The 16,038-nt window shown below is 54.7% G+C and carries 15 protein-coding genes; 5 read left to right on the top strand and 10 right to left on the bottom strand.

Features of this window, described 5'->3' with window-relative positions; genetic code table 11:
• Positions 1–2 precede the first annotated feature (2 nt).
• Genes AC236I_RS19240 through AC236I_RS19230 form a run of 3 tightly spaced genes read right to left on the bottom strand, consistent with a single transcriptional unit; the run spans position 3 to position 2,832 of the window.
• The gene (locus AC236I_RS19240; RefSeq protein WP_004858687.1) at positions 3–323 is read right to left on the bottom strand and encodes an NIPSNAP family protein; all 321 of its coding nucleotides are present in this window, start codon (positions 321–323) and stop codon (positions 3–5) included.
• Positions 320–2,014, bottom strand: a complete 1,695-nt coding sequence (locus tag AC236I_RS19235; protein ID WP_487608592.1) for an FAD-dependent oxidoreductase — start codon at positions 2,012–2,014, stop codon at positions 320–322. The genes AC236I_RS19240 and AC236I_RS19235 overlap by 4 nt, the downstream gene beginning before the upstream one ends.
• Positions 2,011–2,832: a shikimate dehydrogenase family protein gene (locus tag AC236I_RS19230; protein WP_487608591.1), complete on the bottom strand. Its 822-nt coding sequence runs from the start codon at positions 2,830–2,832 to the stop codon at positions 2,011–2,013. Before AC236I_RS19230 ends, AC236I_RS19235 begins: the two co-directional genes overlap by 4 nt.
• Positions 2,833–2,984: 152 nt before the next feature.
• Here AC236I_RS19230 and AC236I_RS19225 point away from each other — a divergent pair, with 152 nt between their 5' ends.
• The gene (locus AC236I_RS19225; RefSeq protein WP_004858693.1) at positions 2,985–3,743 is read left to right on the top strand and encodes an IclR family transcriptional regulator domain-containing protein; all 759 of its coding nucleotides are present in this window, start codon (positions 2,985–2,987) and stop codon (positions 3,741–3,743) included.
• A gap of 51 nt (positions 3,744–3,794) precedes the next feature.
• Here AC236I_RS19225 and cyoE read toward each other — a convergent pair whose 3' ends face one another.
• The 7 genes from cyoE to AC236I_RS19190 form a co-directional block, all read right to left on the bottom strand.
• Positions 3,795–4,682 (bottom strand): heme o synthase, encoded by an 888-nt coding sequence (cyoE, locus tag AC236I_RS19220; RefSeq protein ID WP_004858694.1) that lies wholly within the window; start codon positions 4,680–4,682, stop codon positions 3,795–3,797.
• Between the two features lie 11 nt (positions 4,683–4,693).
• Positions 4,694–5,023, bottom strand: a complete 330-nt coding sequence (locus tag AC236I_RS19215) for a cytochrome o ubiquinol oxidase subunit IV (protein ID WP_004858696.1) — start codon at positions 5,021–5,023, stop codon at positions 4,694–4,696.
• On the bottom strand, positions 5,023–5,634 hold the full coding sequence (locus tag AC236I_RS19210) for a cytochrome o ubiquinol oxidase subunit III (protein ID WP_004129790.1): 612 nt from the start codon (positions 5,632–5,634) through the stop codon (positions 5,023–5,025). The genes AC236I_RS19215 and AC236I_RS19210 overlap by 1 nt, the downstream gene beginning before the upstream one ends.
• Positions 5,624–7,615 carry a cytochrome o ubiquinol oxidase subunit I gene (cyoB, locus tag AC236I_RS19205; RefSeq protein ID WP_004858703.1) on the bottom strand — a complete coding sequence of 664 codons (1,992 nt, stop codon included), beginning with the start codon at positions 7,613–7,615 and terminating at the stop codon, positions 5,624–5,626. Before cyoB ends, AC236I_RS19210 begins: the two co-directional genes overlap by 11 nt.
• A gap of 19 nt (positions 7,616–7,634) precedes the next feature.
• Positions 7,635–8,582: a cytochrome o ubiquinol oxidase subunit II gene (cyoA, locus tag AC236I_RS19200; RefSeq protein WP_004858705.1), complete on the bottom strand. Its 948-nt coding sequence runs from the start codon at positions 8,580–8,582 to the stop codon at positions 7,635–7,637.
• 480 nt (positions 8,583–9,062) lie between these two features.
• On the bottom strand, positions 9,063–10,538 hold the full coding sequence (ampG, locus tag AC236I_RS19195) for a muropeptide MFS transporter AmpG (protein WP_249086468.1): 1,476 nt from the start codon (positions 10,536–10,538) through the stop codon (positions 9,063–9,065).
• A gap of 43 nt (positions 10,539–10,581) precedes the next feature.
• On the bottom strand, positions 10,582–11,160 hold the full coding sequence (locus tag AC236I_RS19190) for a lipoprotein (RefSeq protein ID WP_004858708.1): 579 nt from the start codon (positions 11,158–11,160) through the stop codon (positions 10,582–10,584).
• 427 nt (positions 11,161–11,587) lie between these two features.
• Between AC236I_RS19190 and bolA the strand changes: the two genes are divergently transcribed.
• The 4 genes from bolA (at position 11,588) to clpX (ending at position 15,935) form a co-directional block, all read left to right on the top strand.
• Complete coding sequence (gene bolA, locus AC236I_RS19185; RefSeq protein WP_015585028.1) at positions 11,588–11,905, top strand: transcriptional regulator BolA; 318 nt, start codon at positions 11,588–11,590, stop codon at positions 11,903–11,905.
• A 342-nt stretch (positions 11,906–12,247) separates the two neighbouring features.
• A complete protein-coding gene (gene tig / locus AC236I_RS19180) occupies positions 12,248–13,546 on the top strand; it encodes a trigger factor (protein ID WP_004858711.1) in 1,299 nt (432 codons plus the stop codon).
• A gap of 358 nt (positions 13,547–13,904) precedes the next feature.
• Complete coding sequence (gene clpP, locus AC236I_RS19175) at positions 13,905–14,528, top strand: ATP-dependent Clp endopeptidase proteolytic subunit ClpP (RefSeq protein ID WP_004858713.1); 624 nt, start codon at positions 13,905–13,907, stop codon at positions 14,526–14,528.
• Positions 14,529–14,660: 132 nt separating this feature from the next.
• Positions 14,661–15,935 (top strand): ATP-dependent protease ATP-binding subunit ClpX, encoded by a 1,275-nt coding sequence (clpX, locus tag AC236I_RS19170; RefSeq protein ID WP_004858716.1) that lies wholly within the window; start codon positions 14,661–14,663, stop codon positions 15,933–15,935.
• Positions 15,936–16,038: the final 103 nt, after the last annotated feature.

Genomic DNA, 16,038 nt, shown 5'->3' with positions numbered 1-16,038 from the left:
CCTTATTGCAGTGGTGAAAAATCAACAGGACGCAGCAGGACCGACTCCAGCCGCTCAACGGCCGCCAGTTCGCGGTTTTTACGCGAGAAGGTCAGCCAGCGTTCGTCCTGCGCCATGCGCGCCCGGCGTACCAGGCGATCGTCGAGGCTCTCGTAAGCCCAGATATGCACCACCTGATTCACGACGCCGATTTCGGTGAAGAAAAAACCGATCAGCTTACCGAGGTGCTCGGTCTGGACCGCGTAAGCATCGCTTTTGTACAGCGCCAGCCAGTCGGCCATTTTCAGCGGATTGAGGGTGTAGGTGCGTTTTTCATAGATCATGATGTTTCTCCTGTTGATGGGGTTAGTTGGTGTGTCATATGACGGGCACAGAGATAGCCGAAGGTCAGCGCCGGGCCGAGCGTAATGCCGGGACCGGGGTAGGTGCCCGCCATCATGGAATCCATATCGTTACCAACGGCATAAAGGCCTTGGATCGGCTGACGTTGTTGATTAAGAACCTGGGCATTCTCGCTGGTGACCAGGCCTCGCGACGTGCCTAAATCTCCGGTGTAGAGGGTGATGGCATAAAACGGAGCCTTCAGCAGCGGGGCATTGCAGGCGTTCGGTTGATGGCCCGGATCGCCCATCGCGCGGTTATAGCTGTTGCCGCCTTTGGCGAACTGCGGATCTTCTCCCTGCGCGGCATCGCGGTTGTAGCGGGCCACCGTCCCGGCGAGCGCTTGTGCGTCAAGTCCCAACTGTTGAGCAAGCCGGGCGAGGGAGTCCGCTTTGTGCAGGTAGCCGGCCTCGATCAGCGCATCGTTGTTAACCGGCGCGGGCCGCGCAAGACCGAGGCCGTAGCGTTTCATCGCCAGGGCATCGCAGATCAGAAAACAGGGGGCGTTTTCGGGTTGGCTTTGCATGGCGCTGGCGAAGTGGTGGTAGGAGTTTGATTCGTTGACGAAACGTTCCGCCTTTTGGTTGACGGCGATAACTCCCGGCTTGGCCCGGTCGGTGACCAGGTGCGGGAAGCGTTCTTCGCGCCCGTCGGCGTGGCGCAGTACCGAGACCGGCGCCCAGAAAAAATTGGACGGCAGGTCGGCGCCTTCGCAGGCGTTGAGTGCGCTGGCGAGACGGAAGGCGGCACCATCATTGCCGGCTGGCGACATGGAGTAATGCTCGCGGGTATGCGGCCGGTAGCGTGCCGCCAGCTCTCCTGCGGCAAAGCCGCCGGCGGCCAGCACCACGCCGCAGCGCGCCTGTAAGGTCTCTTGTCGGCCGTCGCATTCAATATTGACGCCGGTGACCGCGCCCTGGTGCTCAATCAGAGAAAGGACGTTGACGTTCAGCCGGAGCGTCATGCCTTTGCGCAGCGCCACGGTGGCCATGCGGGCAATCAGGGCGTTACCCATCGCCAGCCGGGTACCGCGCGGGTGGCTGATGCGGTCGCGCGCATAGCGTAGCAGCAGCTTCGCGCAGTGCGATAACGAGCGCAGCGAGCGGCGCATGTCCAGAAAATGCTGGATATCCACGCGGTTGACCATCATGCCGCCAAATAACAACATTCCCGGTGGGGGAGCGCGCAGATCGTGAAAGCGATCGCCGAGCTGGCGCCCGTCGTACTCCACAACCTCCAGCGCGCGTCCGCAATCAACGGCGCCCGGCTCATCAGGATAATAGTCCGGTGAGAGGGGGCGCAGACTGTACTTCACCGCGCCCTCTTTTTCGAGGAACGCCAGCGCCTCGCGCCCGGAAGCGACAAACGCATCGACGATGTCCGGACGATAGTTCTGTTCGCCGACGATCGTTTTCAGGTAGGTTTTGATCGCGTCCGCCGCGCCGCTTTTCCCCTGCGCACGCGCCTGATCGGTATCGTTGATCCATACCGCTCCGCCGGAGATTGCCGAGGTACCGCCAAACTGCGGCGCTTTTTCCAGCATCAGCACCGACAGCCCTTTGCAACAGGCCGTGACCGCGGCGGCAAATCCGCCGGCGCCGCTACCGATGACAATCACATCCCAACTTTTCATGCCGCGGCCCCCTGTTCCTGCGGGATGGCTCCGATGAACTGCCCCATGAGCTTCATCTGCGCCAGCGCCATTTCGGGGCCGGTTTGTACCACGCAGCCGCGCGCCTGGGCGAAAGTCAGCAGCGGCGTGATTGCCGGTGCGGTAACGACGTCCGCGACATGGGTTGTCGGGGTGAGGGTTTCCAGTAAAGCCTGCGGCAGCGGCAGCGGATCGAAGTTTGCCATCCCGGCCGGAGAGCCGTTTACCAGCAGATCGAGACCGTTCAGGGTGTCAGGCAGCGCGGTGAGTTGGACCTGGGGGAAATGGGGGGCGAGGCGGTTATGCAGCAGCTGCAACGTGGTCGGATTCTGGTCGTGTAGCGCCAGCTGGCGGATACCGGCTTCACACAGCCCCCAGGCGATGGCGCTGCCGACGCCGCCGCAGCCGGAGAGCAGCGCGCTCTTTCCTTCAGCCTGAAAACCGTGGGCCGCCGCGGCCAGAGAGAAACCGACGCCATCCAGCATATCGCCCTGCAGACGACCATCCGCCAGTTTGCGAATGACATTCACCGCGTTGAGATGGCGGGCACGCGGCGTTAACTCATCCACCAGCGTGGCGGCGCGCTGTTTATGCGGCACGGTGACCAGTACACCGCTCATGTTCAGCCATCCGCGTAACGCCAGCAAATAATCCGCCACCGCTTCCGGGGCGATATCGACCGGGATCATCACGCTGTCCATCTGCTGGTCGGCGAAGTAGCGGTTGAAGTTTTCCGGTGATTTAACCTGAGTAATCGGATGGCCGATAACGGCAACGACCTGCGTGAATCCACTGACCATTTCAAACCTCATTTGTTAAATGAATGTTGTGAAAGTATTTCAGCGGAACCTGAGAGCGACAACGCAGAATTCGGACGTATTGGTTGTTAATCGCACCACCACTGCGATAATCGCAGTGAATCGATGGCAATGTTGCAGAAATGTGAGCTGATATGCAAAACACAATACATCCGCGCGATTTGATAGTCGGTCTGCAAAAAGGACTGGCCTTGATCCAGCTTTTTTCCAAAGATTTTCCCCGGCTCAGCGTGCCTCAGGCGGCGAAAATGAGTGGCCTGACGCAGAGCGCCGCGCGACGTTTTCTTCTGACGTTGCTGCACGAACGCTATGTACAGACCGACGGGCGCTACTACTGGCTGACGCCAAAAGCGCTGCGCCTGGGGCAGGCCTATGTTGATTCGGCCCAGTTCCCGCGCATGGTCCGCCCCATCGTTGAGTACATTGCCAGCCGCACGGAAGAGCATGCGTCGGTAGGGGTGATTGATGAAGATGAACTGGTGTATATCGCGCGCAGCAAACATACGCCGTTTAACTCGACCTCGGTGCGGTTAGGGGAGCGGGTGCCAATATTCTGCACCGCCGGCGGGCGACTCTGGCTGGCCTCGCTGCCGGAAGACGAGTGCGAGATGATTTTGCGGCGAATCAAACGCGAACAGCGCACGCCGTATACGGTGACGGACGTGGCGATGCTGATGGACAAAATTGCGCTGGTGCGGCGCCAGGGGTTTGCCACTATCGAGCAGGAGTTTGAAATTGGGATGCTGGTTCTGGCGGTGCCTCTATCCGACAGGGAAGGGATGTACTGGGGGGCGCTGAGCCTGACCTCTCATCAGTCGCGGACTTCGCTGGATGCGTTGTGTCGCGACCATCTGGATCTGCTGTATAGCGCGCAGGCGATGCTGGTGGGATAACTCCGGGCAATAAAAAACCCCGCCGGAGCGGGGTTTGTCAGAGCGACAATCTTATCTGACGTAGGCCAGCAGATTGTGTGAATCCGGCACCATAAAGTCGACGGACATCATGACCGACAGCGCGGTAATGGCGACGATAGAAAAGACGAACAGCTTACGCGCCCAGACTTTATCATCCGCCACTTTGTAACCGCGCAGCGCCATCCCCAGCCACCAGACGCTCACCGCGGCCGCAACGACCAGGTATTTATACCCGGCGTAGCCACCCAGCGACAGCATCAGCGTAGCGACAGCAAAAGCCACGATGTACAGCGTAATGTGGTTTTTCGCCACGGAAATACCTTTCACGACCGGCAGAACCGGAATGTTCGCCGCCTGATAATCCTTGAAGCGGAAAATCGCGATGGCGTAGGAGTGAGGCATTTGCCACAGGCTGAAGATAGCCAGCAGAATCGCCGCGCCGCTATCGAAATTACCGGTCACCGCACAGTAGCCAATCACCGGCGGCGCAGCGCCGGAGAGAGAACCAATCAGCGTGCCGTAGACGGAGTGGCGTTTCATGTACAGGCTGTAGACGCCGACATAAACCACGAACCCCATCACCCCCAGCCAGCAGGCCAGAGGGTTAGCGCCAAACCACAGGAGCATGAAGCCAGCAATACCCAGCAAGGTGGCGTATACCAGCGAAACTTGTGGCGAGATCAGCCCTTTGACCAGCACCCGGTTTTTCGTCCGTTCCATCTTACGATCGATGTCACGGTCGATGTAGTTGTTGAATACACAACCCGAGGCGACCACCAGGGACACCCCAAGGAGCGTCCATGCAAACAGCGGATAGTCGATGTGGCCCTTGGAGGCCAACAGGAAACCGCCGATCACGGAGATCAGGTTGCCAAAAATGATGCCAGGTTTCGTTACTTGCAGGTATTGCTTAAACATACTTGCCGCTCTTAGTGCATCATCATGTTGTAGTTCAGGTTCCACATAATCCAGATGGAGCCAACAACAACGATAGCAATGATGATTACGGTGAAGATAAACGCGGTCAGGTTCCAACCTTCGTCAGACTTGCTGTTCATGTGCAGGAAGTACACCAGGTGTACCAGAATCTGCACAACAGCAGTGACCAGGATAGTTCCCAGAATAGCCGCATGCGATGCGGAGCCACTCATAACCATAGCAAACGGAATAACCGTCAGAATGATCGACAGGACGAACCCTGTCATGTAGCTCTTTACGCTGCCGTGAGAAGCGCCGTTATGATCGCTAGAATGACTCATTACATTGCCCCCATCAGATAAACAACCGAGAACACGCAGATCCACACAACGTCCAGGAAGTGCCAGAACAGGCTCAGGCACATGATACGGGTGCGGTTAGTGTTGGTCAGGCCACGACGTGAAACCTGAACCATCAGCACCGCCATCCAGATCAGACCGGAGGTGACGTGCAGACCGTGGGTTCCGACCAGCGCGAAGAACGCTGACAGGAAGCCGCTGCGATCCGGGCCCATACCTTCAACAATCAGGTGATGGAATTCATAGAGTTCCATCGCGATGAACCCTGCCCCGAAGAGGAAGGTCAGCGCCAGCCAGGAGACAACCTGGCTCTTGTTGTTTTTGTACATGGCGATAGCCGCCATGCCGTAGGTGATGGAGCTGAACAGCAGCAGCGCGGTTTCAACCAGAACGAACGGCAGTTCAAAAATATCTTTACCGGTCGGTCCGCCAGCCGTGCCGTTCACCAGAACGGCATAGGTAGCAAACAGGGTGGCGAAGATAATGCAGTCGCTCATCAGGTAGATCCAGAAGCCGAATACCTTCATCGGCCCTGTATCGTGGTGCCCGTGTTCATGCGCGTGGGCGTTATGCGCAAGAGTATCAGTTGCCATTTTTCAGCCCTGCTTTGTTAATCTCATCGAAATGCTGATTTTCCAGTTTTTCGACTACTGCAACCGGCACGTAGTAATCCACGTCCTCGTCAAAGCTCTTAATAATCCAGGTCACCAGGATACCGACGAAGCTTGCAATCGCCATCCACCAGATGTGCCAGATCATCGCGAAACCAAACACCGTTGCGAAAGCAGCAATAACGATGCCCGCGCCGCTGTTTTTCGGCATATGAATCTCTTCATAGCCAGCCGGTTTCTTATACGCTTCGCCTTTTTCTTTCATTTCCCAGAACGCGTCACGTTCGTGAACGACAGGAACGATAGCGAAGTTGTAGAACGGAGGCGGAGAAGAGGTTGCCCACTCCAGAGTACGGCCGCCCCACGGGTCACCGGTCAGGTCGCGGTTCTGTTCGCGATCGCGGATAGACACGTAGAACTGAATCAGCTGGCAGAGGATACCGCAGGCAATCAGCGCCGCACCGCATGCCGCAACAACCAGCATCGGGTGGAACTGCGGGTCAATCTGCTGGCTCAGGCGACGGGTCATCCCCATGAAGCCCAGCACGTACAGCGGCATAAATGCAACGAAGAAGCCGATGATCCAGAACCAGAAAGCGCGTTTGCCCCAGGTTTCGTTCAGCGTGAAGCCAAAGGCTTTCGGCCACCAGTAGGTCAGACCAGCAAAGCAACCGAATACCACACCACCGATAATGACGTTATGGAAGTGGGCAATCAGGAACAGACTGTTGTGCAGCACGAAGTCCGCGCCCGGTACCGCCAGCAGAACGCCGGTCATACCACCAACAGAGAAGGTCACGATGAAGCCGATAGTCCACAGCATGGCTGAGTTGAAGACGATGCGGCCCTGGTACATGGTGAACAGCCAGTTGAAGATCTTAACCCCGGTCGGGATGGCGATAATCATGGTGGTAATACCGAAGAAGGCGTTGACGTTCGCGCCGGCACCCATGGTGAAGAAGTGGTGCAGCCAAACGATGAACGACAGAACGGTAATACACACTGTTGCCCATACCAGCGAGGTGTAGCCAAACAGACGCTTACGCGAGAAGGTTGCAGCGATTTCGGAGAACACCCCGAAGACCGGCAGAACCAGGATATACACTTCCGGGTGGCCCCAGGCCCAAATCAGGTTGATGTACATCATCATGTTGCCACCCATATCGTTGGTAAAGAAATGGGTGCCCAGGTAGCGGTCCAGGGTCAGCAGCGCGACGGTGACGGTCAGGATTGGGAAGGAGGCGATAATCAGGATGTTGGCGCACAGAGATGCCCAGCTAAATACTGGCATCTTGAACATCGTCATGCCAGGGGCACGCATCTTGATAATGGTCACGAAGAAGTTAATACCGGTTAACGTCGTACCAATACCGGATAGCTGGAGAGCCCAGATCCAGTAATCGACCCCAACGCCCGGACTGTACTCGATTCCCGACAGCGGCGGATAGGCCAGCCAACCGGTCTGAGCGAATTCACCGACGCCCAGAGACAAGTTAACCAGAATCACGCCCACAACGGTGAACCAGAAGCTCAGGTTGTTGAGGAACGGGAAGGCAACGTCGCGCGCACCGATCTGCAGCGGAACCACGAGGTTCATCAGACCGATAACAAACGGCATCGCTACGAAGAAGATCATGATAACGCCGTGGGCGGTAAAGATCTGATCGTAGTGGTGAGGCGGCAGGAACCCTGCTTCCCCGGCCGAGGCCAGCACCTGCTGGCTACGCATCATAACGGCGTCAGCGAAGCCACGCAGCAACATCACGATTGCTACGATGACATACATGATACCGAGTCGTTTGTGGTCGACCGAAGTCAGCCACTCATTCCAAAGGTAGGACCACTTACCGAAGTAAGTGATTGCCGCCAGAAGCGCCAGTCCCCCGATGATAATCGCAGCCACCGTAACCACAATAATGGGTTCGTGGTAGGGCACTGCATCCAGTGTAAGTTTTCCGAACATCGTTTTCTTCCTCGGCCCCTTAGTGAGCGGTTTCCGCGTGGCTCATGTCCATGCCTTCCATCCCTTCGTGCGCTGCGTGCTCGCCTTCAGGTTGGGACATATCCATGCTCTTGCCATGAGACATAAATTTGTTCACAACATCTTTAAACAAATCCGGTTTCACGTCAGAGAAGTATTCCACTTTGTTGTATTCGCTAGGCGCAGCCAGTTTGTCGAAGGCCGCCATGGAGTCCATGGTGTTCGACGACTGTTTCGCTTTCGCTACCCACTGATCGAAGGTTGCACGATCCGGCGTGGCGATAGCTTTGAACTTCATACCAGAGAAGCCCGGGCCGCTATAGCTTGCGGAGATACCGTCATAAGTGCCAGTTTCATTCGCGATGAGGTGCAGCTGAGTCTGCATCCCGGCCATTGCGTAAATCTGGCTGCCTAAACGTGGGATAAAGAACGAGTTCATCACGGAGTTAGAGGTCACTTTGAAGTGTACCGGTACGTTCGCCGGGAAGGCGATTTCGTTGACGGTAGCAATACCCTGTTCCGGATAGATGAAGAACCATTTCCAGTCCATCGAAACAACTTCGATGACGATCGGTTTCTCTTCGTGAGCAAGCGGTTTGCTTGGCTCAAGTGCGTGAGTGGTTTTCCAGGTCAGAACGGCCAGGAACAGGATGATCAGAATAGGAACCGTCCAGACCACAGCTTCAACTTTGTTGGAGTGTGACCAGTTCGGGCTATACTTCGCATCTTTATTACTCGCACGATACTTCCAGGCAAATCCTACTGCCATTAAGACGGCGGGAATAACGACAATCATCATCAGGCCAAAGGCCGTCAGTATCAGAGAACGTTGCTCCAGTCCAATCTGTCCTTTTGGGTCAAGGAGCGCAGAATCACAACCACTGAGTAATACAGTACCTGCGATTAATGACATCCATCCCAAACTTTTATTGTATTTCCTAAGTCTCATTGAACGACCTCAATTCCACGGAATCTGGTGGCGCTTAAAGTGTACGGGCATTTTACGGGAAGGTTGCATTACTGTAAACATGATTGGGGCTGTGTCAGTTCTGTGTTAGCGGGTTCTGCTCGCTTTGTCACATATGTAACCGAGTGTGACGCTGATGCTTGCAAAGCACGTTATATGCAGGATCTATAACGAAAGAGATAAGAATGGATGGGCTTATGGGGTAATGAGTATAAACACCCGAAAAATAACACAACTAATTAACAATTAATTATCAAATAAAAGACATTGCGCGGTGGCGATAATAAATCGCTTTTGCTGAATCGGTTAAATTATTTAATGTTTTGAATAAAAGTTGTCAATAACTTCCAAAAATGTAAAGCGCACAAAACAACAAATGAAAAATGAACAATATAAAATCGTTAATAAGCCGTTATAATTACGATCAGTGATTACAACGGCTAATAACAGCGCAATGATGCGTTAAATCAGCGCACTCTTCCGTAACGCCAGATAATCCAGCAGACTTCCGAGCACAACGCCGGCGATGGCGGTGAGGGCCGCAATTTCCAGTAGCGTGGGCAGGAAGGAAAAAGAGGTGAAGTCGAGGGAATTGAGTATCAGCAACAGCAGCCATATGCCCAGCATCAGCGAACCCACGGCCAGAATCAGCAGCGCCAGCGTATAGGTCTGTGGATAGTCCGTGCGCGGAATAAAGCTTCCGGTGCGTTGCGTGTACTCCAGGGTTTGCCGGCAGAGCAGCAGGAGCACAATTCCCGGGACGGCGGCAAAGACAGAGAACAGATAAAATGTCGGCCAACCGTGAGCTTCGACGAACCAGCCGGCAATGGGCCCGACGTACACGCGACCGACTGCCGATAGCGCGGACAGCAAAGCAAACTGGGTGGCGGAAAACGATTTATTACACAGGGTCATTAACAGGGCGACAAATGCCGCCGTGCCCATACCGCCGCACAGGTTTTCGAAAAAGACCGCCGTCGCCATGGAGTAAAGATGTTTATCGGTAATCGACAGCAGCCAGTAGCCGGCATTGGATACGCCCTGTAGCACGCCGAAAATCAGCAGGGCGCGAAACAGGGTGAGGCGCTGCATGAGTACGCCGCCGTAAAGTGCGCCAACAATCGTCGCGAAAAGTCCCAGCGTTTTATTGACCATTCCCACCTCGCCGGCATCAAAACCGACTCCGCGAATCAAAAACGTGGTGGTCAGACTCATCGCAAAGGCATCGCCGAGCTTATAAAGGACGATTAACAGCAGGATCAGCCAGGCGTTGTTACGTCCGAAGAAGTCGCGCAGCGGTTCGGCGACCGCCTGTTCGAGGCTTTTTGGTACCGGAATCACATCGCTCGGTTCTGGCGCCAGCAGGGTGGCGATAATGCAGGGAATCAGCAGCACGGCCATCAGCCAGTACATTCCCTGCCAGCCGAGCCAACGGTCAGCCAGCCACAGCGCCAGGCCACCGGAGACCAGCATCCCCAGGCGATAGCCCAGCACGCTGATGGCCGCGCCAGCGCCGCGCTCCTCTGCCGTCAGCACATCGGTTTTCCACGCATCGAAGACGATATCCTGCGATGCGGAGCAGAAGGCGATAACAACCGCTAATGCGGCCATCCAGCGGAGCTGGGTCGAAGGTTCAAGGAATCCCATGGCGGCAATGGCGATAAGCAGCAGAAACTGCGTGGTCAGCAGCCAGCCGCGGCGCCGGCCAAGAAACGGCGGCGTGTAGCGGTCCATTAACGGTGACCAGAGAAACTTAAAGACGTAAGCCTGGCCAACCAGCGAGAAGAAGCCGATCGTTTTCAGATCGATATTTTCAACGGTCATCCACGCCTGGAGCGTGCCGGAGGTCAGCGCCAGAGGCAAGCCGGAAGCAAACCCTAGGATCAGCAAAATAGCTGATTTAGGCTGCTGGAAAATGCGTAAGTAGTGGTTGGACATGGCTTATGGCGCCAACCCGGCGCAAGGCCGGGTTGGCGAACGATCAACGCGCGTTTTGCTTGATGAAATCATGAATGCTGGTGTCCTGCGCCATATCGGCGATGGTATCGGTCAGGACGCTGTTCACCGCATTGGCGATATTCTGGTTGGAGGCCTGGAAGGCGCCTTCAACAGAGTAGCTTGCGCGATAGTTTTTGGTCATTTTGGTGCCGTTCGCGGCGGTGGCGATAATCGCGATATCTGCCTTCGTGGCGATGTTGTAGCGCACGTTGCCCTGGGAAACGTCGGCATACAGTTTATTCACGATAATCTGCAGATCGACTGCGCCGTTCGGCCCAATCATATAACCGCGCGCGGTCATTTGTTTTTCCAGCACTTCCTGCAGCAGGAAGCGCAGGTCGCGGGAGGCGGTCAGCGTAACCTGTTGGTTATCGCGGGTGACCTTCGCCAGCGCCTGATCCGGACGCTGGTCCGCACCGTTAATGCTGACGGTGACGCCCATCAGGCTTGGGTCCTGCTGCGGCAGGCTCATTTTCGGCGATACATCAATGGTAGTCGGAGGCGTCGCGCATCCTGCCAGCATAAACATCGCGACCAGCGGGAAAAGAATTTTCTTAAACATGTTCAGGGTCTCAGCGCATGGTGTTGTTATACCCGTCATACTTCAGGCAACGGTTGCGTTAGCGGCTCTTGTTCGCCCTCGTCACTCGCTTCAGCAAGCGCCTGAGGACTCTCCCGTTTGTAGCCTTTCCGTCGCTCAAATCTATTTCGGGTCATTGAGGAAAATTACCGCCATCATAACATCGCCAACGGCGAGGGGAAGTGGCAACGCATGTAAATTCATCGCGTTGTACATTTTATCGCCGCCTCCCATTTTTATCGCGATCCAGGCGGACGTTCTGGGGGAGAGAGTGAGTAAACTTGATACTTTTGAATGAAAATATCAGAAGAATGCTAATTTTTTGTTGTTTTCCCCTAATGGAAGCGGTAAAAGCGGCTAACATTTAAAAGGAATGGCGGCATCTCAGCGTTGTCGGAGGAGAAAATTCATGATGATACGTGAACAGATCGAAGCAAAACTTAGGGCAGCGTTCGACCCCGTGTATCTCGAAGTCGTGGATGAAAGTTATCGCCACAATGTCCCGGCTGGCTCTGAAAGTCATTTTAAAGTGGTGTTGGTGAGCGATCGTTTCACCGGCGAGCGTTTTCTGAACCGTCACCGTATGATCTACGGTACGCTGACTGAGGAGCTGTCGAGCACTGTGCATGCGCTGGCGCTGCATACCTATACGATTAAAGAGTGGGAAGGGCTTCAGGACACGGTATTTGCATCTCCTCCTTGTCGCGGTGCGGGAAGTATCGCCTAGAAATCGTATTTGCAACCGCGGGAACTTTTCCAGTATGTTGCGTGAAGATTTATCAAAAAACGGCCTGCGGGCCGTTTTGTTTTGTCTGAAAATGTGTGCAGTGGGCGCTTTTAAAGACAAATTTGCGCGGGAATTGTGAAAAATGCCGCAGCCGTGGGCGACAACCGTTCTCGACTCACAAAAGTGATGCCGCTATAATGCCGCGTCTTATATGAATGTCTTCGGGATGATTCTGGCGACAGGGAATGTGTTTCTGATTGAAGAGGGCATCCCGGTTCTGCGAAGCAACGTACACGCGCTTCCAGAGTTGACCGAGCACTGTGATTTTTTTGAGGTAACAAGATGCAAGTTTCAGTTGAAACCACTCAGGGCCTTGGGCGCCGTGTAACGATTACTATCGCCGCTGACAGCATCGAGAATGCTGTCAAAAGCGAGCTGGTCAACGTGGCGAAAAAAGTTCGCATTGACGGCTTCCGTAAAGGGAAAGTGCCGATGAATGTTGTTGCTCAGCGTTATGGCGCATCCGTTCGCCAGGACGTGCTGGGCGACCTGATGAGCCGTCACTTCGTTGACGCGATCATCAAAGAGAAAATCAATCCAGCCGGCGCACCGAACTACGTTCCGGGCGAATACAAGCTGGGTGAAGACTTCACCTACGCGGTAGAGTTCGAAGTTTATCCGGAAGTTGCGCTGCAGGGTCTGGAAACTATCGAAGTTGAAAAACCGGTTGTTGAAGTGACCGAAGCTGATGTCGACACCATGCTGGACACGCTGCGTAAGCAGCAGGCTAACTGGAAAGACAAAGATGGCGCTGTTGATGCAGAAGACCGCGTAACCATCGACTTCACCGGTTCTGTTGACGGCGAAGAGTTCGAAGGCGGCAAAGCGACTGACTTCGTACTGGCGATGGGCCAGGGTCGTATGATCCCAGGCTTTGAAGACGGTATTAAAGGCCACAAAGCGGGCGAAGAGTTCACTATCGATGTGACCTTCCCGGAAGAATACCACGCAGAAAACCTGAAAGGTAAAGCGGCTAAGTTCGTTATCAACCTGAAGAAAGTTGAAGAGCGCGAGCTGCCGGAACTGACTGCTGAATTCATCAAACGTTTCGGCGTTGAAGATGGTTCCGTAGAAGGTCTGCGCGCTGAAGTGCGTAAAAACATGGATCGCGAGCTGAAAGGCGCCGTGCGTAACCGCGTGAAGTCTCAGGCTATCGAAGGTCTGGTTAAAGCGAACGACATCGACGTGCCGGCTGCCCTGATCGACAGCGAAATCGACGTTCTGCGTCGTCAGGCTGCTCAGCGTTTCGGTGGCAATGAGAAGCAGGCTCTGGAACTGCCGCGCGAACTGTTCGAAGAGCAGGCTAAACGCCGCGTAGTTGTCGGTCTGCTGCTGGGCGAAGTGATTCGTACCAACGAGCTGAAAGCTGACGAAGAGCGTGTTAAAGGCCTGATCGAAGAGATGGCTTCCGCTTACGAAGATCCGAAAGAAGTTGTTGAGTTCTACAGCAAAAACAACGAACTGATGGACAACATGCGTAACGTCGCGCTGGAAGAGCAGGCTGTTGAAGCCGTTCTGGCAAAAGCGAAAGTGTCTGAAAAAGCCACGACCTTCAATGAACTGATGAACCAGCAGGCGTAATTTCGCCCACGGTTTAACGTTCAGGTAAAACCCGTTGCCGAGAGGCGGCGGGTTTTTTTTTATCGCAGCAATAGCTTCAGGATGAGTGCGAAAACGCGATATCAATGATAGCGTTACGACAAAAGCTTGTTATGCTTGAATTATGATTGCATCGTCCCCACAACGAGGAGACGAAACTGCACGCGTGAAATCATGCATAATGACGAAGCGTGTCTGTCGGGATTTGTTCAGGTTACGGGCGTAAGGCCGATATCCAGGTAATTTGAACGATGACGGACAGAAGACTCTGGCTGATAATCCGTCCATAAGGTTACAATCAGTGCGGCAGGTTTATTCAAAATTAATCCAGGAGACGGAAATGTCATACAGTGGCGAACGAGATAACTTTGCACCCCATATGGCCCTGGTGCCGATGGTCATTGAACAGACCTCGCGCGGTGAACGTTCTTTTGATATCTACTCCCGTCTGCTCAAGGAACGCGTCATCTTTCTGACCGGCCAGGTGGAAGACCACATGGCGAATCTGATCGTGGCGCAGATGCTTTTTCTGGAAGCAGAGAACCCGGAAAAAGACATTTATCTGTACATTAACTCTCCGGGCGGGGTGATCACCGCCGGGATGTCGATTTACGACACCATGCAGTTCATCAAGCCTGACGTGAGCACCATTTGTATGGGCCAGGCGGCATCGATGGGCGCGTTCCTGCTGACCGCAGGGGCAAAAGGCAAGCGTTTCTGCCTGCCGAATTCCCGCGTGATGATCCACCAGCCGCTGGGCGGCTATCAGGGTCAGGCGACGGATATCGAAATTCACGCCCGCGAGATCCTGAAAGTGAAAGGGCGGATGAATGAACTGATGGCACACCATACGGGTCAATCCCTTGCGCAGATTGAGAACGACACCGAGCGTGACCGTTTCTTGTCAGCCTCCGAAGCGGTGGAATACGGCCTGGTCGATTCCATTTTGACCCATCGTAATTGATGCCCCTGGCGCAAGGGGGCCGCTATACTTGTCTGGAGTAGGGCGGCACAACGCTTATCAGCGACTTGCGCCTGAGAATGGCATTTGCGTCGTCGTGTGCGGCACAAAGAACTTAATAAGAGGTTTGGACTCATGACAGATAAACGCAAAGATGGTTCGGGCAAACTGTTGTATTGCTCTTTTTGCGGCAAAAGCCAGCATGAAGTGCGTAAGCTGATCGCCGGGCCATCCGTGTATATCTGCGACGAATGCGTTGATTTATGTAACGACATCATTCGCGAAGAAATTAAAGAAGTCGCGCCGCATCGTGAACGCAGTGCGCTGCCGACTCCGCACGAAATCCGCCACCACCTGGACGATTACGTTATCGGCCAGGAGCCGGCGAAAAAAGTGCTGGCCGTTGCGGTATACAACCACTACAAACGCCTGCGCAATGGTGATACCAGCAACGGTGTTGAGCTGGGTAAAAGTAACATTCTGCTGATCGGGCCGACAGGTTCCGGTAAAACGCTGCTGGCGGAAACGCTGGCGCGTCTGCTGGATGTACCGTTCACCATGGCGGACGCCACCACCCTGACCGAAGCCGGTTATGTCGGTGAAGACGTCGAAAACATCATTCAGAAGCTGCTGCAGAAATGTGACTACGACGTACAGAAAGCGCAGCGCGGTATCGTGTACATCGATGAGATCGACAAAATTTCCCGTAAATCGGATAACCCGTCGATTACCCGCGATGTCTCCGGCGAAGGCGTGCAGCAGGCGCTGCTGAAGCTTATCGAAGGAACCGTTGCCGCGGTACCACCGCAGGGCGGGCGTAAGCATCCGCAGCAGGAGTTCTTGCAGGTTGATACCTCCAAGATTCTGTTTATCTGCGGCGGCGCGTTTGCCGGTCTGGATAAGGTTATTTCCCATCGTGTCGAAACCGGTTCAGGTATTGGTTTCGGCGCGACGGTAAAAGCCAAATCTGACAAAGCGAGCGAAGGTGAGCTGCTGTCTCAGGTTGAGCCGGAAGATCTGATCAAATTTGGTCTGATTCCGGAGTTCATCGGTCGTCTGCCGGTCGTTGCAACGCTGAATGAGCTGAGCGAAGAAGCGCTGATTCAGATCCTGAAAGAGCCGAAAAATGCCCTGACCAAACAGTATCAGGCATTGTTTAACCTGGAAGGCGCTGAGCTGGAGTTCCGCGATGAAGCGCTGGACGCGATCGCCAAAAAAGCGATGGCGCGTAAAACCGGTGCTCGTGGTCTGCGTTCCATCGTTGAAGCCGCGCTGCTCGATACCATGTACGATCTTCCGTCAATGGAAGACGTGGAAAAAGTGGTCATCGATGCTTCCGTTATCGACGGACAAAGCAAGCCGTTGCTGATCTATGGCAAACCGGAAGCGCAGCAGGCGTCTGGTGAATAATTAGCCAACTTGCTCAAGCAGTTAACAAAAAGGGGGGATTTTATCTCCCCTTTTATTTTTCCTGCATTCCCGCCGTTGAATGTGTGGAATACATCCCCATATA

The sequence above is a fragment of the Klebsiella sp. Sb-30 genome, assembly GCF_057652795.1.
The sequence above is the reverse complement of the archived record's forward strand: the minus strand, read 5'-3'. Positions and strand labels throughout refer to the sequence as shown.